Source organism: Halobacillus sp. BAB-2008 (assembly GCF_000328325.1).
In the GTDB taxonomy this organism is placed as follows: Bacteria; Bacillota; Bacilli; order Bacillales; family Halobacillaceae; genus Halobacillus.
Genome location: NZ_ANPF01000001.1, coordinates 42237 through 64947 on the forward strand (window position 1 = coordinate 42237; position 22711 = coordinate 64947).

Annotated in this window: 18 protein-coding genes and 2 pseudogenes; 19 read left to right on the forward strand and 1 reads right to left on the reverse strand. The window is 47.9% G+C overall.

Annotated elements, in window-relative coordinates; all coding sequences use genetic code 11:
* Positions 1-187 precede the first annotated feature (187 nt).
* The 8 genes and pseudogenes from D479_RS00230 to icmF all read left to right on the forward strand — a co-directional run bounded on the left by D479_RS00230 (position 188) and on the right by icmF (position 11715).
* Positions 188-2320, forward strand: coding sequence for a heterodisulfide reductase-related iron-sulfur binding cluster (locus D479_RS00230; protein WP_008632281.1), 2133 nt, complete (start codon positions 188-190; stop codon positions 2318-2320).
* A gap of 153 nt (positions 2321-2473) precedes the next feature.
* On the forward strand, positions 2474-3661 hold the full coding sequence (locus D479_RS00235; RefSeq protein WP_008632282.1) for an acetyl-CoA C-acetyltransferase: 1188 nt from the start codon (positions 2474-2476) through the stop codon (positions 3659-3661).
* Positions 3662-3674: 13 nt separating this feature from the next.
* On the forward strand, positions 3675-4526 hold the full coding sequence (locus tag D479_RS00240; RefSeq protein ID WP_008632284.1) for a 3-hydroxybutyryl-CoA dehydrogenase: 852 nt from the start codon (positions 3675-3677) through the stop codon (positions 4524-4526).
* Positions 4527-4547: 21 nt separating this feature from the next.
* Positions 4548-5694, forward strand: a pseudogene (locus D479_RS00245) (acyl-CoA dehydrogenase).
* 13 nt (positions 5695-5707) lie between these two features.
* Positions 5708-6847 carry an acyl-CoA dehydrogenase gene (locus tag D479_RS00250; protein ID WP_008632286.1) on the forward strand — a complete coding sequence of 380 codons (1140 nt, stop codon included), beginning with the start codon at positions 5708-5710 and terminating at the stop codon, positions 6845-6847.
* A gap of 23 nt (positions 6848-6870) precedes the next feature.
* On the forward strand, positions 6871-7821 hold the full coding sequence (meaB, locus tag D479_RS00255) for a methylmalonyl Co-A mutase-associated GTPase MeaB (RefSeq protein WP_008632289.1): 951 nt from the start codon (positions 6871-6873) through the stop codon (positions 7819-7821).
* A pseudogene (locus D479_RS00260) lies at positions 7811-8445 on the forward strand (TetR/AcrR family transcriptional regulator). Before meaB ends, D479_RS00260 begins: the two are co-directional and overlap by 11 nt.
* Before the next feature lie 24 nt (positions 8446-8469).
* The gene (icmF, locus tag D479_RS00265) at positions 8470-11715 is read left to right on the forward strand and encodes a fused isobutyryl-CoA mutase/GTPase IcmF (protein WP_008632290.1); all 3246 of its coding nucleotides are present in this window, start codon (positions 8470-8472) and stop codon (positions 11713-11715) included.
* Between the two features lie 43 nt (positions 11716-11758).
* On the opposite strand, the gene D479_RS00270 is transcribed toward icmF, so the two are convergent.
* Positions 11759-12073 carry a hypothetical protein gene (locus tag D479_RS00270; protein WP_008632291.1) on the reverse strand — a complete coding sequence of 105 codons (315 nt, stop codon included), beginning with the start codon at positions 12071-12073 and terminating at the stop codon, positions 11759-11761.
* A 342-nt stretch (positions 12074-12415) separates the two neighbouring features.
* On the opposite strand from D479_RS00270, the gene rpoE reads away from it, so the two are divergent.
* From rpoE to D479_RS00325, 11 genes are all read left to right on the forward strand, one after another.
* Positions 12416-12961: a DNA-directed RNA polymerase subunit delta gene (gene rpoE / locus D479_RS00275; protein WP_008632292.1), complete on the forward strand. Its 546-nt coding sequence runs from the start codon at positions 12416-12418 to the stop codon at positions 12959-12961.
* A 237-nt stretch (positions 12962-13198) separates the two neighbouring features.
* Positions 13199-14803, forward strand: coding sequence for a CTP synthase (locus D479_RS00280; protein ID WP_008632293.1), 1605 nt, complete (start codon positions 13199-13201; stop codon positions 14801-14803).
* A 247-nt stretch (positions 14804-15050) separates the two neighbouring features.
* Complete coding sequence (locus D479_RS00285; protein ID WP_008632294.1) at positions 15051-15416, forward strand: response regulator; 366 nt, start codon at positions 15051-15053, stop codon at positions 15414-15416.
* A gap of 162 nt (positions 15417-15578) precedes the next feature.
* On the forward strand, positions 15579-16442 hold the full coding sequence (gene fba, locus D479_RS00290; RefSeq protein ID WP_008632295.1) for a class II fructose-1,6-bisphosphate aldolase: 864 nt from the start codon (positions 15579-15581) through the stop codon (positions 16440-16442).
* Positions 16443-16564: 122 nt separating this feature from the next.
* A complete protein-coding gene (gene fsa, locus D479_RS00295; RefSeq protein ID WP_008632297.1) occupies positions 16565-17209 on the forward strand; it encodes a fructose-6-phosphate aldolase in 645 nt (214 codons plus the stop codon).
* Positions 17210-17275: 66 nt separating this feature from the next.
* Entirely contained in the window at positions 17276-18562 is a 1287-nt protein-coding gene (locus D479_RS00300) for a UDP-N-acetylglucosamine 1-carboxyvinyltransferase (protein ID WP_008632299.1), read from the forward strand.
* A gap of 439 nt (positions 18563-19001) precedes the next feature.
* Positions 19002-20285, forward strand: a complete 1284-nt coding sequence (gene rho / locus D479_RS00305; protein ID WP_008632301.1) for a transcription termination factor Rho — start codon at positions 19002-19004, stop codon at positions 20283-20285.
* 181 nt (positions 20286-20466) lie between these two features.
* Positions 20467-20712 (forward strand): type B 50S ribosomal protein L31, encoded by a 246-nt coding sequence (locus D479_RS00310; protein ID WP_008632303.1) that lies wholly within the window; start codon positions 20467-20469, stop codon positions 20710-20712.
* A 369-nt stretch (positions 20713-21081) separates the two neighbouring features.
* Complete coding sequence (locus tag D479_RS00315; protein WP_008632306.1) at positions 21082-21708, forward strand: thymidine kinase; 627 nt, start codon at positions 21082-21084, stop codon at positions 21706-21708.
* Positions 21709-21836: 128 nt separating this feature from the next.
* The gene (locus tag D479_RS00320; RefSeq protein ID WP_008632308.1) at positions 21837-22127 is read left to right on the forward strand and encodes a hypothetical protein; all 291 of its coding nucleotides are present in this window, start codon (positions 21837-21839) and stop codon (positions 22125-22127) included.
* A 72-nt stretch (positions 22128-22199) separates the two neighbouring features.
* On the forward strand, positions 22200-22604 hold the full coding sequence (locus D479_RS00325; RefSeq protein WP_008632310.1) for a YhcN/YlaJ family sporulation lipoprotein: 405 nt from the start codon (positions 22200-22202) through the stop codon (positions 22602-22604).
* The last annotated feature ends 107 nt before the right edge of the window (positions 22605-22711 follow it).

The window sequence follows — 22711 nt, forward strand, 5'->3', positions numbered from 1 at the left end:
GAACATTCCTCCTGCAGATCGATTTTCCTAATAGTTTCCCCAGTTCCTTACATTTCAACAGGAAATAGCGAAAATATATTGACTGAATGCTCATTCATAATTTATAGTTGATGTATAAGAGTCAGAAAATTCAACATTCCGGGTGCTGCGGGAATTGCCCGGTGATAAAGAAAAAGGGGGAGAGTTCATGAATCCGTTATTAGTGGCAAACTGGGTCTTGTTCCTTGCTGTCACGGTGTATGGTCTCTACTTGTTCACACGCGTTATCAGGACAAGGGTTGCATACATCCGTTTAGGGAAGAAATTTGAGTATGATAACAAACTGAAAGAACGTTTAAAAAAGATTTGGATTTATGTGTTCGGCCAGAAAAAGCTGTTGAAAGATAAGAAATCAGGAATCATTCATGTCATGATGTTTTATGGTTTCCTTCTTGTCCAATTCGGGGCCATCGATTTTATTTGGAAAGGGTTGGCACCGGACAGTCACCTGCCGTTAGGACCGTTCTATCCAGGGTTCACCTTCTTCCAGGAAATTGTAACACTGACCATTCTGGTAGCCGTTATTTGGGCTTTCTATCGTCGATATATCGAGAAACTTGTCCGCTTAAAGCGCGGATTTAAAGCGGGACTAGTATTGATTTTTATCGGAACTCTGATGGTCACCGTACTTGTAGGGAATGGAATGGGGCTTATATGGCACGGTCATGAAGGAGCGTGGACAGAACCTGTTGCGTCCGCTATTGCAAGCGCTTTCTCGTGGATGCCGCCAGCAGCCGCTGCGACTGTGTTTTTTGTCATGTGGTGGATCCATCTGCTTATCCTGCTCACATTTATGGTTTATGTTCCACAATCCAAACATGCACACTTAATCGCCGCACCGGTCAACGTTTATTTAAGCAGAGAAGAACCGCCTGGGAAGCTGAAGACGATCAATTTTGAAATCGATGAAGATGCCGCGGAGGAAGATGTTTCATTCGGTGTCGGTAAAATTGAGGATTTCAATCAGCTGCAGATGATCGATTTCTATGCTTGTGTCGAATGTGGCCGCTGTACGAATGTCTGCCCGGCTGCCGGCTCAGGAAAAATGCTCTCTCCGATGGATCTTATCATCAAGTTGAGAGACCACCTGACTGAAAAAGGTGCTGCCGTTACAGGAAAGTCACCATGGGTCCCAGCCTACGCGTTCTCCGGCACGGAAGGGAATACACTTGCCCAGATGTCGAGGTCGAGTGGGTCCGATGAAGCAGCGGCAACACTGGATGCTGTCCAAAGCAAAAGCTTGATCGGTGATGTCATCACCGAAGAAGAACTTTGGGCATGCACTACCTGCCGTAACTGTGAAGATGCGTGCCCGGTAATGAACGAGCACGTGGATAAGATTATCGACCTTCGCAGATACCTCGTTTTAACGGAAGGGAAGATGGATGCAGACGGACAAAGAGCGATGATGAACATCGAGCGTCAAGGTAATCCATGGGGGCTTTCTAAGAAGGAACGGGAAGACTGGCGCAGCCTTGATGAAGACGCCACTATCCCAACAGTTAAAGAGTTGAAGAAAGCGGGAGAAACCTTCGAGTATCTTTTCTGGGTAAGCTCGATGGGATCCTATGACAGCCGCAGCCAGAAGATCGCTATCGCTTTTGCGAAACTGATGAACGCAGCGGGCGTCAAATTCGCTATTCTTGGTAACAAAGAGCAGAATTCCGGTGATACAGCGCGACGGATGGGGAATGAATTCCTCTTCCAGGAGCTCGCGGAGAAGAACATGAAAGAATTTGAAAAGCACGAAGTAAAGAAAATCATTACTATTGATCCACACGCATACAACATCTTTAAGAATGAGTATCCGGATTTCGGGTTGGAAGCGGAAGTCTACCACCATACAGAAATGCTGGCGGAATGGCTGAAGGATGGCAAGTTAAAACCGGAGGGTGTCGTTAACGAACGGATCACCTATCATGACAGCTGTTATCTTGGGCGTTACAACGAAGTGTACGAACCACCGCGCGAAGTGCTAGAAATGATTCCCGGTGTTGAAGTGGTGGAAATGAAACGCAATCGCTCCAATGGAATGTGCTGTGGTGCCGGTGGCGGAATGATGTGGATGGAAGAGAAATCAGGAAATCGTGTCAACGTGGCAAGAACGGAACAGGCTCTTGCTGTTGAACCGACGATGATTTCAAGCGGGTGCCCATTCTGTCTGACGATGCTGTCTGATGGGACGAAAGCGAAGGAAGTAGAAGAACAGGTAAGTACGATGGATATTGCGGAAATACTTGCAAAATCCATGTTTGAAAGTAAGGAAGAACAGTCCGCTTGATTAAACGTTTGACCAACAGGAAAAAGATCTAAATAATTCGAAAATTGTGGAAAGTGTACAGAATTTTTTGTACACTTTCCTTATGGAGATACATCGAGCGAGCGTTCAATCACTAATTTTGAAAGCGTTATCAAAAATGAGGAGGAACGATCTATGACAAAAACAGTAATCGTAGCAGGTGCCCGTACCCCTTTCGCTAAACTTGGTGGAGGTCTTTCATCTCTTACTGCATCGGAGCTTGGAGGGACGGCGATCAAAGCGGCTTTGAGCAGAGCGGAGATAGATGCAGAGGATGTTCAGGAAGTCATCATGGGGTCCGTCCTTCAAGGTGGGCAGGGCCAGCTGCCATCCCGACAGGCGGCTCGAAATGCCGGCATTCCATGGGATGTAAAGACGGAAACGATAAACAAAGTGTGCGCCTCTGGTATGAGAAGTGTTACGATGGCAGATCAATTCATCCGGTTGGGAGAAGAAGAAATTATCGTTGCCGGGGGAATGGAAAGCATGAGCAACGCTCCGTATATTATGTCCAAAGCCAGGTGGGGGCTTCGGATGGGAGACAGTACAGTGAAAGATATGATGATCCATGACGGACTTACTTGTTCGTTTGAAAACGTCCATATGGGCACTTACGGGAACAGGACGGCGGAACAATTCGATCTCTCCAGAGAGGCGCAGGATGAATGGGCTTATCGCAGCCACCAACGAGCAGTGAAAGCGATCGAATCCGGAGTGCTTGGAGAAGAGATTGCGGCTGTCGAAGTACCACAGCGCAAAGGTAATCCTGTTATTGTCGACCGTGATGAGGCTCCCCGAAAAGATACTTCTGTCACGGCTCTTGCCAAGCTGCGTCCTGTATTCGATCAAACGGGTTCCATAACAGCCGGGAATGCACCAGGCGTCAATGATGGAGCCTGTGCAATGGTCCTGATGTCAGAAGGGAAAGCGTCTGAACTAGGGAAGACGCCGCTTGCTGCAATCATTGCACATGATGAAATAGCCGTTGAGGCGCAGGACTTCCCACAGACGCCGGGGCTTGTCATCAATAAATTGTTGAAGAAAGCAGGGAAGTCGATGGATCAAATTGATCTATTCGAAGTGAACGAAGCGTTCGCGGCTGTAGCGCTAGCGAGTGGAGAAATCGCTGGGCTTGATCCTGAGAAAGTCAACGTTAATGGGGGAGCGATTGCACTAGGGCATCCGATTGGGGCAAGCGGAGCACGGATTATTCTTACCTTGGCTCTTGAACTGAAACGCCGCGGAGGCGGACTTGGTATTGCTGCTATCTGTTCCGGCGGCGGTCAAGGGGATGCGGTTTTGATTGAAGTACCAAAAGCGTAAGGGGGAGAGCGCGATGACGAAGAAACGAATGATGGTGATCGGGGCCGGCCAAATGGGGTCTGGAATAGCCCAGGTATTCGCACAGGCTGGACTTGAGGTGAAGTTCAACGACATCAGTGAAGATGCGTTGATTCAAGGGAGAAAAGGAATAGAAAACCGTTTAAGGCGGGCGGTCGATAAAGGCCGTATCACGGAAGCGGATATGCGGGATGTGCTTGGGAGGATAACGACAACCACAGATTTGAAAGAGGCTTCTGACTGTGACTTGATCATTGAAGCGGTAGTAGAGAAGATGGATGTCAAAACGAATGTATTCCGTCAGCTGGATGAAATTGCACCGGAACACGCGATTCTTGCGACTAATACGTCGTCCCTGCCGATTACGGATATTGCAGCGGCAACCAACCGCCCATCACAAGTGATCGGCATGCACTTTATGAATCCGGTTCCTGTCATGAAGCTTGTCGAAATCATCCGTGCGATCCAAACGAGTGATGCTACTTATGAAGCAGTGGAAGCGATGACGGTGAAGCTTGAGAAAACACCTGTGGAGGTAGAAGATTTCCCGGGCTTTGTATCCAACCGTATTCTGATGCCGATGATTAATGAAGCGATTTATACCGTCTATGAAGGTGTGGCTACCCCGGAGGATGTCGATGCTGTGATGAAGCTGGGCATGAATCATCCGATGGGACCGCTGACCCTTGCTGATTTCATCGGACTCGACACGTGCCTTTCTATTATGGAAGTACTGCATGAAGGATTCGGTGACAGTAAGTACCGTCCGTGTCCATTGCTTCGGAAATACGTCAGCGCTGGCTGGCTTGGAAAGAAATCTGGACGTGGTTTCTACATCTACGATTAACCGGTAAAGGGGAGAACGGCGATGGATTTGCGATTCACGGATGAACAGCAGATGATGAGGAAAATGGTTCGGGACTTCGCGGAGAAGGAAGTGGCTCCTGCAGTAGAACGGATGGAGAAGGAAGACCGTTTTCCGGAAGAACTGGTAGCAAGGATGGGAGAGCTCGGCTTAATGGGCATTCCAATCCCTGAGCAATACGGCGGAGCCGCAATGGATTACATCTCCTATATAACCGCCATTCATGAGATTTCAAGAGTCAGTGCGACGCTCGGAGTGATCCTCTCTGTCCACACGTCTGTCGGCACGAATCCGATTCTATATTTTGGAACAGAGGAGCAGAAGGAGCGGTACATTCCTAAACTTGCTTCCGGTGAATACCTGGGTGCTTTCGCGCTCACGGAACCGAGTGCTGGATCGGATGCCTGGCAGTCTCAGGACACGCGCGGTCAAGCAGGAAGACCATTACGTATTGAATGGATCCAAAGTATTCATAACAAACGGAGGAAAAGCAGATACGTTTATCGTTTTCGCCCGGACGAATCCGGAGGTGCCGGCAGGGAAGGGGCTGAGTGCATTCATTGTGGAACGAGATACCCCTGGATTTACGATCGGGAAAGCGGAGAAGAAAATGGGGCTGCATGGATCCAGTACCGTTTCCTTGAATTTCGATCAGTGTAAGGTGTCGGAAAGCCAGCTTCTTGGGCAGGAAGGAGAAGGGTATAAAATTGCTCTCTCCAATTTGAACGTCGGAAGAATTGGTATTGCTGCTCAGTCATTGGGGATTGCGGAAGCAGCACTGGATCACAGCATCGCTTATGCGAAGGAAAGGGAGCAGTTCGGCCGCCCGATTGCCCATCTTCAGGGGGTGTCATTCAAGCTCGCAGATATGGCGACAAAGGTGGAAGCGTCCAAGCTGCTCGTCTACCATGCTGCCTTCCTTCAGGCGGAAGGCAAGAAATGCGGCAAGGAAGTATCGATTGCTAAACTGATGGCATCCAAGACTGCGGTGGAAGCGGCGATTGAAGCCGTTCAGGTTCATGGAGGATACGGATACACAGAGGACTACCCGGTAGAAAGGCTGTTCCGGGATGCCAAAGTCTGTGAAATATATGAAGGAACAAGTGAAATTCAAAGGATTGTAATCGGCAATCACTTGCTCAGAGATTAGGGAGGCTGTAAGGATGAACTTTACGTTGACAGAAGAACAGGAAATGCTGAGGAAAATGGTGGGCGATTTTGCAAAAAAAGAGGTAGAACCGACAGCAGCGGAAAGGGATGAGGAGGAACGCTTCGACAGGACTATTTTTAATAAGATGGCCGAACTCGGTCTGACGGGCATTCCGTGGCCGGAAGAGTACGGCGGTATCGGCTCGGATTTCGTCAGCTATGTTATTGCTGTGGAGGAATTGTCTCGGGTGTGTGCCTCTACCGGCGTTACATTATCCGCTCATATCTCACTCGCCAGCTGGCCGATTTATAAATTTGGTTCCGAGGAGCAGAAGAAAACGTTCCTTCAAGCCCTTGCATCCGGTGAAAAGCTGGGTGCCTATGCACTCTCCGAGCCGGGGGCCGGGAGTGACGTATCCTCCATGCGCACGAATGCTAAGCTTGAAGGGGATCATTACGTGTTGAACGGCAGTAAAGTATGGATTACAAACGGTGGAGTGGCGGATATCTATGTCGTTTTCGCCAAAACAGATATGGACAAAGGGAACAAAGGAATCAGCGCTTTTATTGTCGAAAAGGATACCCCGGGATTCACGACAGGCAAAAAAGAGAAGAAATTGGGGATCCGTTCATCTCCAACGACCGAATTGATCTTTGAAAACTGCCGGATACCGAAGGGGAATCTGCTTGGTGAGGAAGGTCAGGGATTCAAAATTGCTATGATGACGCTGGACGGCGGCCGTAATGGTATAGCCGCTCAGGCAGTGGGAATAGCACAGGGTGCACTTGACGAAGCCGTTGCTTATGCGAAAGAAAGAGAGCAGTTCGGTAAGCCTATTGCGGCACTGCAAGGCATTTCCTTTAAATTGGCCGATATGGCTACGGAAATCGAGGCATCCAGGTTATTAACGTACCAGGCTGCCTATTTAGAATCAGAGGGTCTTCCATATTCGAAAGCATCGGCGATGGCGAAACTTTTCGCAGGAGATACAGCAATGAAGGTGACAACGGAAGCGGTACAGGTGCATGGAGGATACGGGTATACGAAGGATTATCCTGTCGAGCGTTACATGAGAGATGCCAAAATTACTCAGATTTATGAAGGGACACAAGAGATACAAAGACTTGTCATCGGTCGGATGGTGACGAAATAACCAGGCTGGAAAGGTGAAGAATCATGCACCCACTCGCAGAACGGATACGTAATCAGGATATTCGCGCACTCGCTAAAGCCATCACACGGATTGAAAATGATGATGAAGAGAAGCTGGAATGGATGAGTGACATTTTCTCCATACAGAAAAAGGCGCACTATATTGGGATCACCGGTTCCCCTGGAGCGGGAAAAAGCTCTTTGATCAACCGGCTTCTGTCCTATATCCGCAAACAGGGGCTGACCGTCGCTGTTCTTGCGGTCGATCCTACAAGTCCGTTCAGCGGCGGGGCTCTGCTCGGAGATCGTACGCGGATGAATCAACATTTCCTCGACCCGGGAATATTCATCCGCAGTATGGCGACGAGAGGACATCTCGGCGGAGTGGCAAGAGCGACAAAGGATAGTATCCGCGTATGTGATGCTTGTGGATTCGATGTCGTTCTTGTCGAGACGGTCGGTGTCGGACAGTCGGAGCTTGATATCATGAAGGTAGTGGATACGACCGGGCTGGTTTTGACGCCGAACAGCGGGGACGTTCTCCAGATTTTCAAAGCGGGGATCATGGAGATCGCAGACCTTTTTATCATTAATAAGGCCGATCTTCCTGGTGTGAGGAAGCTTGCCTCTACGCTTGATGAATACAAGATGATTGTCCAGACAAAAGGGTGGGATCCGCCGGTTGTAAAGACGATTGCCACAGAGTCCACAGGATTTGATGACCTATGGGGTGGGATCGAAGCACACCGGACGTATTTACACGAAACCGATGAAGGACAGCGGCGTCGGAAGCAGCAATTACAGCTCGAAGTATATGATCTGATCAGGGAAGAGCTGTGGCGGGATGTTCGAACGGAAGTCGAGTCCGATTCTCATAAACGCGAATGCTTGAACCGACCTGACGCCGATCCGTATAAGCTTGCTCGTGCATGGGTGGACGAATGGAAAGAGAGGGGTGGAAAGAATGGCCGATAAACAAGTCCCCTCGACGATCAAGGACGAAGCTTTAGTGATGAAGCGGAGAAACCAGATGGTCAAAGGAGCGGTCACCTTGTTCATCGAGAAAGGTTTCCACAAGACGACGACACGGGAGATCGCCAAGCGTCCGGCTTCAGTATTGGTACGTTATATGAATACATACGTAAGAAGGAGGATGTCCTTTTCCTCGTATGTGACTCTATCTACCAGCGCGTAAAGGCGCGGATGGAAGATGATATCGATCCGGCACAGGTAAGCAGCCTGATCCAGGCGGTCCATTCGTACTTTTATTTAATGGATGAAATGCAGGATGAAGTGGTAGTCATGTACCAGGAGGTCAAATCCCTTCCGAAGGATGCGCAGGATTACGTTCTGCAGAAAGAAAGAGAAATGGTTGCGATGCTGGAAGAGGTGATCCGTAAGCATATCTCAGGCCCCTGTTCCGAAGAGAAGGTTCAATTGATCGCCAATAATATATTCGTGCAGGGCCAGATGTGGGGATTCCGGCGTTGGATATTGCAGAGGACGTTCACGATTGAAGCGTATGCGGATCTGCAGGTTCGGCTTTTATTGGAGGGACTTCCCCTCAAGGAGAAAAGACCATCTGGTAATAAAGAATGAAATGGATAGAAAGGGGAGGAGAAGATGAAACAACCGGCTGTATATCGTCCGAAAAATCCGGTTCGTTTTGTAACCGCTTCCAGTTTGTTTGACGGGCACGACGCGTCCATCAATATTATGAGGCGGATTCTGCAATCAACAGGGGCGGAAGTCATCCACTTGGGACATAACCGCTCCGTAGAAGAAGTAGTGAATGCAGCTATTCAGGAAGATGTTCAGGGAATAGCTATCTCATCCTATCAGGGCGGACATGTGGAGTATTTCAAATATATGGTGGACCTCCTTCAGCAGAAGGGAGCGGGACATATCCGCGTTTACGGCGGTGGTGGAGGTGTCATCATCCCGCGTGAAATCAAAGAACTGCACGCTTACGGGGTTGCCCGTGTCTTCTCGCCGGAGGATGGAAGAACGCTCGGGCTTCAGGGCATGATCAATAAAATGATCGAAGAGTGCGATTTCCTGCCGCCGCTTGATGTAGAGGAAGAAGTCAAAGGGCTGTCTGCGGGGAATCCACAATCGATTGCGCGGTTCATCACGTACGTAGAGAATAAACCGAAGGAAGAACGGGAGCTTGTGGCTGCTTTTGATACAGCAGTCAAACAGAAAACAGACAGGGAAGTTCCCGTCCTTGGTATTACAGGCACAGGAGGGGCAGGGAAAAGCTCGCTCACAGACGAATTGATTCGTCGTTTCCTGAATGAAATTCCAGATAAGAAAATTGCTATTCTATCGATTGATCCGACGAAAAAGAAAACGGGAGGAGCCCTGCTTGGTGACAGGATCCGGATGAACGCCATCTTCCATCCGAGAGTGTACATGCGCTCCCTTGCAACGAGGGAAGCGCGATCCGAGCTTTCGACGGCCGTTAGCGACGCTATCCGCGTGCTGAAAGCTTCCGGTGTTGACTTCATCATCGTCGAAACGAGTGGGATCGGCCAGGGGGATGCGGCCATAACAGATGTCACGGATCTATCGATGTATGTAATGACTGCAGAATTCGGGGCACCGTCCCAGCTTGAAAAAATTGATATGATTGACTTCGCTGATTTTATCGTCATTAACAAGTTCGAGCAGAAAGGCTCGGAGGATGCCATGGCTCAAGTGAAGAAACAGTACCAGCGGAGCCGGATGCTGTTCCATGAGAGTGATGCCGAATTCCCGGTCTTCGGAACGATTGCCAGTCAGTTTAATGATCCGGGGACGAACACGTTATTCGCCGCCCTTGTAGATAAATTGAAAGAAACTTATGAGTGGCAGGAAGAAACGTCCTTTTCGAAAACCGGAAAAGTAGAGAAACAGAACGTCATCATCCCGAATGAGAGACAACAGTATCTACGGGACATCTCGATGACCGTACGCCGCTATCACGAAGAATCGGAGAAGCAGGCAGCTCAAGCGCGCAAGCTCTACCAATTGAAAGGATCTTTCCATTTGCTTGAAGAAGGAGCAGGAAAAGAACAGCTGAAACAAAGGATAGACGATCTGGAAGCTTCCATCGATCCGGCAGCGAAGCGGCTGGTCGACGGCTGGGATGATCTCCATGACAAATACAGCGGAGATACGTACACGTTCCAAGTTCGCGGCAAAGAAATTACAATGGATCTGACGACCGAAAGTTTGAGTGGTACGAAAATACCGAAAGTCGCCTTACCGACCTATTCGGACTGGGGGGACCGCCTTCTGTGGCTGCTTCGTGAAAATGTCCCCGGGGCATTCCCGTTTACAGCAGGTGTCTTCCCTTTTAAGCGGAAAGGAGAGGACCCGAAACGACAGTTTGCTGGAGAAGGGACCCCCGAGCGGACGAACCGCAGATTCCACTATTTATCAGAAGGGGAAGATGCCAAACGTCTGAGTACGGCCTTCGATTCTGTAACCTTGTACGGAGAAGATCCGGATGAACGACCGGACATATACGGGAAAGTCGGGGAGAGCGGAGTCAATATCTGTACATTGGAGGACATGAAAAAGCTGTACGCGGGCTTCGATCTGGTTGCTCCTTCCACTTCTGTTTCCATGACAATTAACGGTCCCGCTCCGATTATCCTGGCGATGTTCTTTAATACCGCTGTCGATCAGCAGATCGAGAAGTTCAAAGCAGAGAAGGGAAGAGCGCCGGATCAGTCGGAAGCCGAACGGATTAAAGCGGAGACGATCCACGTTGTAAGGGGTACGGTGCAGGCGGATATTCTTAAAGAGGATCAGGGGCAGAACACGTGCATATTTTCTACAGAGTTCGCTCTACGTATGATGGGGGATATCCAGCAGTACTTCATCGACCAGGATGTGCGTAATTATTATTCCGTATCCATCTCCGGTTATCATATCGCTGAGGCAGGCGCCAATCCAATTACTCAGCTCGCTTTCACACTGGCGAACGGCTTCACGTATGTAGAATATTATTTGAGCAGAGGGATGGATATCAACAAGTTCGCCCCGAACCTTTCCTTCTTCTTCTCGAACGGTCTTGATCCGGAGTACAGTGTGCTCGGGCGGGTCGCAAGAAGGATTTGGGCTGTCGTCATGCGTGATAAATATGGAGCGAACGAACGCAGCCAAAAGTTAAAGTATCACATTCAAACATCCGGACGTTCGCTTCATGCCCAGGAAATTGACTTTAACGACATCCGTACAACGTTACAGGCGCTGCTGGCCATCCAGGATAACTGTAATTCCCTGCATACGAATTCCTATGATGAAGCAATCACGACACCGACCGAAGAGTCCGTGCGGAGGGCGATGGCGATTCAAATGATCATCAATAAAGAATTCGGTCTGACGAAGAATGAAAATTCTCTGCAAGGATCTTACATCATTAAAGAGTTGACGGACCTTGTGGAAGAGGCTGTACTTCAGGAATTTGAACGCATCAATGATCGAGGCGGAGTACTCGGTGCAATGGAGAGACAGTATCAGCGCGGGAAAATTCAGGAAGAATCACTTTATTATGAAGGCAAGAAGCATTCGGGGGAACTGCCGATCATCGGAGTCAATACGTATTTGAATCCGCATCCGCCGTCCGAGGAGGAAATTGATGCCATGGAACTTGCGCGTGCTTCTCAAGAAGAGAAGGAGCATCAGATAAGAGAACTGCGCCATTTCCAGAGTCGCCATGAAGATGTAGTGGATGCTTCGCTTCGCCGCCTGAAAGAAACGGCAGCGAATGACGGGAACATTTTTGCTGAATTAATGGAAACCGTCCGAGTGGCAAGTCTCGGACAGATCACCAACGCCCTCTATGAGGTCGGGGGGCAGTACCGTCGTAATATGTAAAGTCGTAAAAATACGCCCTTGCGATGTGCAAGGGCGATATTTATTAGTGGCCTCCGACTTGATCGTCGTCGTGAGGCTGATTGACTTCTTTCACGTAAGGTTTCTTTATTCCATACCATTCATACGTCAGATTATACGTTTCGCCTTCTTCCAGCAGCATCCATGTGCTCGTATCTTTGACGTGGAGCTTCTTATCATCGACGATGACGAAATATCCGTCATCCGTATGGGATTTCCCTGTGATCACCGCTTCCTCCAAATGCTTGGAATGGACGAGGCCGTAGTTCGTGAACAACCAGATGCCTGCAGCGATGACGAAGATGATGGTTGCGATCCAGTTAAATGGGTGTGTTTTCATACTGCGTCTCTCCTTTACATAAATGATGGGGATAGAACGTAACCCGGGGAATGATACGATAGAGAGGTTCCGGTCGCTCAGGGCGCTTCTCAAAGAGGCAGCCCCCATATCGGTTTAATTATAATGGAAATAAAGCGCGAATACCAAGTGTAACTAAGCTTTATCCTGCTTCCAGGGTTTATATTTATGTGAAGTTGGCTACAAAAGGTAATAGATAAAGAGTCATAAAAGCAATTTGATTTTTATACGGGCAAATCATATAATGGATGGTATGATTAAATGTGATTCGTATGCCTAAGAGGTCATTTATTCTATTCTGTCTATTTAAAGGAGTGCTGGACCGTGAGCTTAAAAGACTTTAGCCAAGAGCAAATTGATGAAATATCCATGATTGAACTGGCTACTATTATATTGGAAGAAGAAAGAGAAGCGATCGATTTCAACGAGATGTTCAATCGTATCGCCAAAATTAAAGGATTTACAGAAGCGCAGAAAGAGCAGTACATCGCGCAGTTCTACACAGACATCAACGTCGATGGTCAATTCATGACGATCGGAACGAACCGTTGGGGGCTGAAGCGCTGGTATCCTGTAGAACAAATGGAAGAAGAAATTGCCAGTCTTCCACAGAAGCGTAAAAAGAAGAAGAAAAAGAAACCATCCAAGCTGCTGGAAGATGAGCTTGGCATTTCTGAATTCGATGATAATGAAGAAGATGAAGATTTAGAAGAAGATCTGGAACTGACAGACGAAGATCTAGATTTGGATGAGGACGATGACGATTTCGAAGGCGACTATGAAGAAGATGACCTCGATGAAGAAGAAGAAGAGATTGTAGAGGATGACATCAGCTTCATTGGCGATGAGGATGAAGAAGACGACAGATAAGTGGTTGACTTTTAAAAGTCATATCAGTACAATCTTATTTGGGCTCTTTAATTTCCGAAACGAAATTCCAAACGCTCCCCGGACCGGGGAGCGTTTTTTATTTTTTGCATGGAAAACAACAGAACAGCGGAAGATACCGGGACATGGCATGCTCCCGTATTTTCTTTTTTATACCCCTTATCAAAATCGCTTATTAGTCAATAACTAAAAAGACAAATAGAGAAAGAGGGATTCAACGTGGCAACAAAGTACATTTTTGTAACCGGCGGTGTCGTTTCATCATTAGGGAAAGGGATTACGGCTGCATCACTAGGGCGTCTGCTTAAAAACAGAGGCTTGAAAGTGACGATTCAGAAGTTTGACCCTTATATCAACGTCGATCCGGGAACGATGAGCCCGTATCAGCACGGAGAAGTTTTCGTAACCGATGACGGTGCAGAGACAGACCTTGACCTTGGTCACTACGAGCGCTTCATCGATATCAATCTGAATAAATTCAGCAATGTGACGACTGGTAAAGTTTATTCCAACGTCATTAAGAAAGAACGTCGTGGAGACTACCTCGGTGGAACCGTCCAGGTCATTCCACATATCACCAAAGAAATTAAGGACAAGGTCTTCCGTGCAGGGCACGAAACGAATGCAGACGTCGTCATCACGGAAATCGGCGGTACAGTAGGGGATATTGAATCTCTTCCATTCCTTGAAGCGATCCGTCAGATTAAGAGCGATATCGGCCGTGATAACGTTATGTACCTTCACTGTACGCTTGTACCATATTTGAAAGCGGCAGGAGAAATGAAGACGAAACCGACACAGCACAGTGTAAAAGAGCTCCGTTCTCTTGGAATTCAGCCGGATGTCATTGTTTTGCGTACGGAAATGCCTATTTCTGAAGATATGAAGGAGAAAATCGCGCTCTTCTGTGATATTAATAAGAATGCAGTCATTGAAGCAGGCGACGCAGAGACGCTTTACCAAATACCGATTACGCTTCAAGAACAGAACCTTGATCAGCTGACATTGGATCATTTCGGCTTGTCTTGTCCTCCGGCGGATATGAAAGAATGGAATGAGTTGATCGACCGCGTGAAGAATCTGCAGCATAAGACGACGATTGCTTTGGTAGGGAAGTACGTCGAGCTTCCTGACGCTTATATCTCTGTCGTCGAAGCATTGAAGCACGCAGGCTACGGCTATGATTCCGACATTGATGTGAAATGGGTCAATTCCGAAGACTTGAATGAATCAAACGTTGCGGAATACTTGTCGGCAGTCGACGGTATCCTCGTTCCCGGTGGATTCGGAGATCGTGGTATTGAAGGAAAAATTGATGCCATCCGCTATGCTCGTGAAGAGCGTATTCCTTTCCTCGGTATCTGTCTGGGTATGCAGTTGGCTACCGTTGAATTTGCCCGTAACGTGCTTGGTCTTAAGGGAGCGCATTCTGCAGAAATTGATCCTGCTACGGAACACCCGATCATCGACCTGCTTCCAGAGCAGAAAGATATCTCCGACCTTGGCGGCACACTCCGTCTTGGTATTTACCCATCCCGTCTGCAGCCGGGTACAAGAGCAATGGAAGCATACGGAGAGGAAGTCGTCTACGAGCGTCACCGTCACCGCTTTGAGTTCAATAACCATTACAGAGAGCAGATGGAGGCCAAAGGCTTCAAGTTCTCCGGTACAAGCCCGGACGGCCGCCTTGTTGAAATTATTGAGGTCGAAGATCATCCTTGGTTCGTGGCGAGTCAGTTCCACCCGGAATTTAAATCTCGCCCTACACGCCCGCAAGAGCTTTTCCACGGCTTTATCGGGGCTGCAATGAAGACAAATCAGTAAGAGAAAGCTTCCATAAGTCCGAACCCATCCAGGCAAGGGCTCTGGGAATCTTGAAAAACATCCGAACGACCCTCCAATCTTGGCAAAAGAATGGAGGGTCGTTCGTTTTCTTCTGCACAGAAGTATATTTTCTTCTATTACCCCTTGCATGCAGGAAAATGAGCGGGACTTCTCGAATGTACATATCTAGAGAAAATAAAGGAATTAGGGTTAGGCAGAGACTTAAACAGGGAAGGCAGGGAAAAGAATGACAAACAGCATCCTGATCGTGGACGACCAACCAGGAATACGGCTTCTGCTGGAAGAAATATTAAAAGCGGAAGGGTATGCCGTCACTTCCGCCAAAACAGGTAAAGAAGCCTGTGACTGTACGAAGAAGAAAAACTTCGATCTAATCATCATGGACTATAACCTGCCGGTCATGCATGGCAGGGATGTTCTGTCTTATCTGAATGAACGTGAGTACGATTCATCCGTCATGATCATTACAGGTTCTTCCAAAGACAGCGTCGAAAAAGAAATAAATTTCCCATTCGTTACCCATATCATAGAGAAGCCTTTTGACATCCATAATTTGAAAGAATTGGTTAATGGGACCTTGGTTCAGGCGTGATTATGACTTTTTCTCGATGTAAGCGCTATATAAACCTCCTCCTGTTGCACCATAAGAAGGGTATTGGTATTCTAATACTGTAACCAAACTTACATGGTGTGTTTTCGTATGGAAACAGACTTGTAAATAGGAATGCACGTTATTTAAAGGAGGATATCTTTCATGCCATTAGTATCAATGAAAGAAATGCTAGAAAAAGCTAAGGAAGAACGCTACGGTGTAGGACAGTTCAACCTTAATAACCTAGAATATGCGCAGGCGATTCTTCAAGCAGCAGAAGAAGAAAAGTCTCCGGTAATCCTTGGTGTATCTGAAGGAGCAGCCCGTTACATGGGTGGTTTCAACGTAGTCGTAGACATGGTGAAAGCACTTATGAAAGCTTACGGTACGACTGTACCTGTAGCGATTCACCTTGACCACGGTTCCAGCTTCGAAAAATGTGCAGAAGCAATCCATGCTGGATTCACTTCTGTAATGATCGATGCTTCCCACGATCCGTTGGAAGAAAACATTGCTGTAACGAAAAAAGTAGTTGAACTTGCACACATCCACGGCGTTTCTGTTGAAGCAGAGCTTGGCCGCGTAGGTGGACAAGAAGACGATCTTATCGTAGATGACGCGGAAGCAGCGTACGCGATTCCATCTGAATGTAAGCAATTGGTAGACGAAACAAACGTTGACGTATTCGCACCTGCACTTGGTTCTGTACACGGACCATACAAGGGTGAGCCTAACCTTGGCTTCGAGCGCATGGAAGAAATCATGGGTCTTGTAGACAAGCCTCTAGTTCTTCACGGTGGTACAGGTATCCCGACTGCTGATATCAAGAAAGCTATCTCTTTCGGTACAGCTAAGATCAACGTGAACACAGAGAACCAAATTTCTCAAGCGAAGGCTGTCCGCGAAGTACTTGCGGAGCAACCGGAACAATACGATCCTCGTAAATACCTAGGACCTGGCCGTGATGCAATCAAGGCTACTGTCATCGGTAAAATGCGTGAGTTCGGTTCTTCTCAAAAAGCGTAACAACTATCAGCAAGGAAGCCGCTACGATGTAGCGGTTTCCTTTTCATCATGGATGAAAACGCCATCATTCGACATTGTTTCCTTATGCCCGATCTACTATATAAAGGAAGAGGAGTGGGAATATGAAATTTTTCATCGATACAGCGAATATAGATGATATCCGTAACGCGAACGCTTTAGGAATCCTGGCCGGGGTAACGACTAATCCAAGTCTTGTGGCTAAAGAAGGGGTATCCTTCCATGACCGCCTGCGTGAAATTACGGAAGAAGTAGAAGGATCGGTCAGTGCTGAAGTCATGGCTGAAGATGCGGAAGGTATGATTGCGGAAGGGAAGGAACTAGCCGCCATCGCTCCGAACATCACTATCAAAGTGCCTATGACGCTGGAAGGTCTGAAGGCTGTAAAAGCGTTCAGTGATTTGAGTATAAAAACGAACGTGACGCTGATCTTTTCTGCCAATCAGGCGCTTCTTGCCGCTCGCGCCGGGGCATCTTATGTATCCCCCTTCCTCGGACGTCTGGATGATATCGGTCATAACGGAGTAGAACTGATCGCTCAAATTTCAGAGATATTCGATCTCCATTCCATTGATACAGAAATTATTGCCGCTTCCGTCCGGCACCCTGTCCATGTGACGGAAGCCGCCGAGCACGGGGCTCATATTGCCACAGTACCGTTTCAGGTGTTCCAGCAGATCGTCAAGCATCCGCTTACGGATCAGGGCATCGAGAAGTTCAAGAGCGACTGGAATAAATATAATAAATAAGTGTTTTTTGGAAAAACATGCACATACTAAGGTCATAAATCTTTACCTTAAAGCGAGGAGTTTTTCATGCATAAACTACTAGTGGAAGGTGGGACCCGCCTTCGTGGGCAGGTGAGGGTAAGCGGAGCGAAGAACAGTGCTGTCGCGCTCTTGCCGGCTGCTATTTTAGCAGAGACGCCTGTGACGATCGAGGGACTGCCTGACATCTCTGATGTTGGGATATTGTCAGATTTATTGGAAGAGATCGGTGGTACCGTCCAACGTCAAGGGCGGACGCTGCATATCGACCCATCAAAAATGGTGGACATGCCGCTGCCGAACGGAAAAGTAAAAAAATTGCGCGCCTCTTATTATTTCATGGGCGCCATGCTCGGCCGTTTCAATAAAGCGGTCATTGGTCTTCCGGGCGGCTGTCATCTTGGCCCGCGTCCGATCGATCAGCATATTAAAGGGTTTGAAGCGCTCGGTGCGGAAGTCACTAATGAACAAGGCGCGATCTATTTGCGTGCCAAAGAGCTGCGGGGTGCCCGTATCTATCTTGACGTCGTCAGCGTCGGTGCTACAATCAACATCATGCTTGCTGCCGTAAAGGCTAAAGGTAAAACGGTTATCGAGAACGCTGCGAAAGAACCAGAGATTATTGATGTAGCTACGCTGCTTACGAGTATGGGTGCGAAAATCAAAGGTGCCGGCACGGATGTCATCCGGATTGAAGGGGTGGATCAGCTGAACGGCTGTCTGCATACCATTATTCCGGATCGTATCGAAGCTGGTACGTACACGATTATGGCAGCTGCTCAAGGAGAGGAAATGATCATTGATAACGTCATTCCTCAACATTTGGAGTCGTTGTTGGCGAAGCTGAGGGAAATGGGTGTGACCATTGAGGAGAATGACGAGCAGTTGTATATCCGACCTGGTAAGAAATTGAAAAGTGTGGATATCAAAACGCTTGTCTACCCGGGTTTCCCGACGGATCTCCAACAACCTTTCACGACGCTGCTTACACAGACGGAAGGGACCGGAGTCGTGACAGATACGATTTATCAGGCCCGTTTCAAGCATGTGGATGAGCTGCGGCGTATGAATGCCTCCATCAAAGTAGAAGGAGGTTCGGCCATCGTGACCGGCCCTTCCACTCTTCAGGGGGCCAAAGTCAAAGCGACGGATCTTCGTGCCGGTGCCGCTCTTGTCATCGCTGGGTTGATGGCAGACGGAATTACGGAAATAACCGGTGTTGATCATATCGAAAGAGGATATGAAAATATCACAAATAAGCTGATCGATTTGGGAGCCAAGGTCTGGTACGAAGAAATGTCCGAAGAAGAAATAGAACAGTTCCAAAGTTCATAAATCGAACGACCATCAGAGGGAGCCGTAGGGGTGCGGCTTCCTCTTATTCTACAATTATTTATCCCTCTTTAATATTTCTTAAATTGCCATTGAATCTGTATAATGACAGGAGTACAATAAAGGATGTTTGATAGCGATTAAGGAACTTGATATCAACCTCTGGAAGCTTCTGTGTATGTACGTCTACTTCCTATCACTTCTCCTGCTTCTTCTTTTCATCTTAATCTATTTGAAAAGTCGTTTTCTAAACTGAATGAATGAGCTGCAGCTCGTGGGGATGATCAAGGCCCTTATTCAACTTTTTCCAAATGTTCCGGATCGTCCGGGAACTCGTTATTGATATTCAGGGATCATCTGAAGGAGGGGACCGTTTCCGTGTGAAACCGACCTTATCTCCAGTGGATTCTTGCGAAAGTAAAAATAAAAAAGTGGTGATTACGTGGCAGATTTAACTATCTCCAGCTTAGAAACTATGACACTCAAAGGACTTTATGAGAAAGCCCGCCAATATAAAGTATCCTATTACGCCAAATTGACAAAGCGGGAGCTGATCTTTGCGATTTTGAAAGCCCAGGCAGAGAAAGACGGCTTTCTGTTCATGGATGGGGTATTGGAGATCATCCCTTCGGAAGGTTTCGGATTCCTGCGTCCAATCAACTATTCTCCTAGTGCGGAGGATATCTATATTTCGGCTTCCCAAATCCGTCGTTTCGATTTGCGAAACGGAGATAAAGTATCAGGAAAAGTCCGTCCTCCGAAAGAAAACGAGCGCTATTATGGACTTCTTCATGTAGACGCCGTCAATGGGGAAGACCCTGATTCTGCGAAAGAGCGTGTCCACTTCCCGGCGTTGACTCCGCTGTATCCGGACCGGCACATGAAGCTGGAGACAGATACGAAGAAGCTCTCAACAAGGATTATGGATCTCGTGTCTCCTGTCGGATATGGGCAGCGTGGTTTGATCGTTGCACCTCCGAAAGCAGGGAAAACCATGCTCCTTAAGCAGATGGCTAACAGCATCTCTACGAATCATCCCGATGCCAAGCTGATCATTCTGCTTGTAGACGAGCGTCCGGAAGAGGTCACGGATATCGAGCGTTCCGTCGCTCCTGATGTCGATGTTGTCAGTTCCACATTCGATGAAGTTCCGGAAAATCATATTAAAGTATCAGAATTAGTATTAGAGCGTGCCATGCGTCTTGTTGAACATAAGCGGGATGTCATCGTGCTTATGGACAGTATCACGCGTCTCGCACGCGCCTATAACCTTGTCATTCCGCCGAGTGGCCGGACGCTTTCCGGCGGTATAGATCCTGCCGCCTTCCACCGTCCGAAGCGATTCTTCGGTGCCGCGCGTAATATAGAAGAGGGTGGAAGCTTGACGATTCTTGCGACGGCTCTTGTAGATACGGGGTCCCGAATGGATGACGTCATTTATGAGGAATTCAAAGGGACAGGAAACATGGAGCTTCATCTCGACCGTTCTCTTGCCGAACGCCGGATCTTTCCTGCAATCGACATCCCGCGTTCCGGCACAAGGAAGGAAGAATTGCTGCTTCCTAAAGCACACCTGGACAAGCTGTGGGCGATCCGGAAGACGATGTCGGATTCCCATGACTTCGCCGACCGCCTCCTTCGCCGTTTGAGAGCATCGAAGAACAATGAAGAGTTCTTCGATATGATGGATAAGGACATGAAAGGGAAAGCGACGACCCGCCGCTGATTCTCTTTCAAGGTACTTTCTGTCAACAACCAGATAATTGTCATTAGCTGTTGCAAAGGGGTAGTCCCCCTGTTATAATCATTCTATGTGAGTTTCAGTACAAGGTGTTATCACGAACCTTCGACGGCTCTTACAATAACTCTGTTTCCTAAGGATTCAGGGCAAAAAGGAGTGGAAGAACATGAAAGCAGGAATTCATCCAGAATACCGTAAAGTCGTATTCCTAGACACAAGTTCTAATTTCAAGTTTCTAACAGGATCTACTAAGACTTCTGAAGAAACAATCGAGTGGGAAGATGGAAACACTTATCCATTGATCCGCGTAGAGATTAGTTCTGCGTCTCACCCGTTCTACACAGGTAAGCAGAAAGCTGACAAAGCTGGCGGCCGTGTAGATCGCTTCAAGAAGAAATATAACCTTTCATAATTATGATACTCCCTCGTTTCGGGGGAGATTTCATCATTTTGAACAAAAACAGGCAAATTGTCTCAGAGGTTTGCCTGTTTTTTTGTCAAAAAATAGGGGTGTAGGGAGCTTTGTGTGACCTGTATCCGGTTTGATATATAGGAAGGGCTGTCCTTGGTGAAGTATTGCCGCCGATTCATCGGGGCTGATCGGGGTGGCTCTTTTTTTATGGTAGTCGGTTGATACATGGGAATAGAAGGAAAAGCGACACGGGAGCCGGCAGCATCTTTCGGCAGGACGGTCCAGGTGCATGGAAGGTGGATATGCCGTCTGCCGTGGCTTTTTCCTTTTATGGATTTTCTTGATTTATGAGAAGGGAGCGACAGTGACGTGTATGTAATGAAGCAGAGTGGATGGGTGGAACTCATCTGTGGAAGTATGTTCAGCGGAAAGTCTGAAGAATTGATTCGACGAGTGAGGCGGGCGACTTTCGGTCATTTGACCGTTCGTGTTTATAAACCTGCCATCGACAATCGCTACAAGGAGGATGCTGTAGTCAGTCATAATGGTACATCGATCATGGCTCGTCCCATTGAAAGTTCGCTTGCAATCCTGAAGCATGTGACGGATGATGTGGACGTCGTCGGTATTGATGAAATCCAGTTCTTTGATGAGCATATCGTCGAAGTCGTCGAATGTCTGGCGGACCGCGGCATACGCGTCATCGTTGCCGGTCTGGATACAGATTTCAGAGGTGAGCCATTCGGCAAGATGCCGGAATTGATGGCGCTCAGTGAAAGTGTGACGAAGCTGAATGCGATCTGTCCCGTCTGTGGATCTCCGGCAAGCCGTACCCAGCGTCTGATTGACGGTGAACCGGCTTCGTATGATGATCCGATCATTCTGGTAGGTGCATCAGAATCCTACGAACCGAGGTGCCGCCACCATCATGAAGTTCCGAATAAGCCGCGGCAGCGTGATGTGGAAGCCGTTTATGAAGAAAAAACAATAAATTGACAGAAGAGAAGACAGCTGGAATCCGGCTGTCTTTTTTATAATTGTCGATGTGCTCGCTGTCGTTTATTGTGGGAGGTATTGTGATATTCTGATGGTAGGTGGTCATCATAGGGAGGAAGGGAGATACCATGAGACATCAGAGTAGTTCCATTCTGGTGAAAGCGAATCTGTTGGAAGAATGTATGAATGCCTTCAAGTATGCAGCGGAAGTGGTGGAGAAAGGCAGCCATATGAAAGACGAGCTGTGTCTATCCTGCGCGGAAGTGTGCAGGACCAGTGCGGAAGAATGTCTGTTACTGACAGGCTCGAAGGAGGACCCTGTCTACCGGATGTGTTTGGAATATGCCGACTTATGTGAAGGGCTTCGTCACTATGTGACAGAACCGAAACGACGAACAGGCATGCGCAGGTCAGGGTGAAACAATTGTTTGTAAAAATCTACATATCCACGCCTGAACCGGAGAAACTATCGGTAAAAAGAAGGTGAAGGTATGTGGAAGGTATATATAAGTCTCTTGGTTATTCTTGTTGTCGGAGCTGCCTGCGGTCTGCAGCAGGGAGATAAATATCAAGGAATGACAAGCAGAGACGATGTTGAAAACATGGGCATGAACAATGAAGTGACCCGTGATACGGAAAATCCCCGTTCCATCGACAAGGTTGGTTATACATGGGGGTTGAAGCAGGATCGGGAAAACATGAAAGAAGCGGTTCAACAGCTGCCCGGCGTCGATGTGAAACGGATCATCCTTGAAGCGGGAGATGCGTGGGTGACGGTTGATATCGACGGGGAAGCGGACATGAGTGATTCGGAACTTTCGGAATGGAAGAAACAGATACAGGAAGCCGTATTCCAAGCCGTACCAAGATACGATGTTCACGTGAAAATCAAGTAAGAGAAGGAAGACCTTCAAACCCGGTACACATGTGTATCGGGTTTCCTCGTCATGAGGGCGGATGTCCGGTTGTAACAGGGATTACTCTATAATATAATTAGAATGTT

Coding starts and splice junctions, on each gene's coding strand:
- D479_RS00230 (WP_008632281.1), top strand. CDS start 188: ATGAATCCGTTATTAGTGGCAAACTGGGTCTTGTTCCTTGCTGTCACG.
- D479_RS00235 (WP_008632282.1), top strand. CDS start 2,474: ATGACAAAAACAGTAATCGTAGCAGGTGCCCGTACCCCTTTCGCTAAA.
- D479_RS00240 (WP_008632284.1), top strand. CDS start 3,675: ATGACGAAGAAACGAATGATGGTGATCGGGGCCGGCCAAATGGGGTCT.
- D479_RS00250 (WP_008632286.1), top strand. CDS start 5,708: ATGAACTTTACGTTGACAGAAGAACAGGAAATGCTGAGGAAAATGGTG.
- meaB (WP_008632289.1), top strand. CDS start 6,871: ATGCACCCACTCGCAGAACGGATACGTAATCAGGATATTCGCGCACTC.
- icmF (WP_008632290.1), top strand. CDS start 8,470: ATGAAACAACCGGCTGTATATCGTCCGAAAAATCCGGTTCGTTTTGTA.
- D479_RS00270 (WP_008632291.1), bottom strand. CDS start 12,073: ATGAAAACACACCCATTTAACTGGATCGCAACCATCATCTTCGTCATC.
- D479_RS00285 (WP_008632294.1), top strand. CDS start 15,051: ATGACAAACAGCATCCTGATCGTGGACGACCAACCAGGAATACGGCTT.
- fba (WP_008632295.1), top strand. CDS start 15,579: ATGCCATTAGTATCAATGAAAGAAATGCTAGAAAAAGCTAAGGAAGAA.
- fsa (WP_008632297.1), top strand. CDS start 16,565: ATGAAATTTTTCATCGATACAGCGAATATAGATGATATCCGTAACGCG.
- D479_RS00300 (WP_008632299.1), top strand. CDS start 17,276: ATGCATAAACTACTAGTGGAAGGTGGGACCCGCCTTCGTGGGCAGGTG.
- D479_RS00310 (WP_008632303.1), top strand. CDS start 20,467: ATGAAAGCAGGAATTCATCCAGAATACCGTAAAGTCGTATTCCTAGAC.
- D479_RS00320 (WP_008632308.1), top strand. CDS start 21,837: ATGAGACATCAGAGTAGTTCCATTCTGGTGAAAGCGAATCTGTTGGAA.
- D479_RS00325 (WP_008632310.1), top strand. CDS start 22,200: ATGTGGAAGGTATATATAAGTCTCTTGGTTATTCTTGTTGTCGGAGCT.